Origin of the sequence: Mesorhizobium sp. M00.F.Ca.ET.216.01.1.1, from assembly GCF_004010325.2 — a bacterium.
Lineage (GTDB): Bacteria > Pseudomonadota > Alphaproteobacteria > Rhizobiales > Rhizobiaceae > Mesorhizobium.
In genome coordinates this window covers 1-321 of the sequence record NZ_SADR02000364.1, presented here as the reverse complement: position 1 = coordinate 321, position 321 = coordinate 1, and the positions used below count along the sequence as shown (strand labels likewise).

Below are 321 nucleotides of genomic sequence, written 5' to 3'. Positions count from 1 at the left end.
AGGACAGGACCTGAGCGGGGCGAACCTGATCAGCGTTGATTTCACTTCGACCGACCTCAGGAACAGCAATCTCCTTGCGGCAAATTTTGAGAAGGCAACGCTTGTGCGTGCTTCCCTAGCTGACTCGACCGCCAAAGGCGCCCGGTTCGACAAAATCGAGGCCTACAGGACCGACTTCAGCCATATGGACGCGCAGGGCGCTGTGTTTACGAGCGCCGAAGTGCAGCGCTCGAATTTCCAGGACGCCAATCTGACCAATGTTGATTTCACAAAGGCGGAATTGGGACGAGCGCAGTTCCATGACGCCGATATCAGTGGCAG

The 321-nt window shown here is 56.4% G+C and carries 1 protein-coding gene; it reads left to right on the top strand.

Going from position 1 to position 321, the window contains the following annotated elements; translation table 11 throughout:
- The coding region (locus tag EN859_RS36490) for a pentapeptide repeat-containing protein (protein ID WP_135913695.1) at positions 1-321 on the top strand (321 nt) is incomplete at both ends.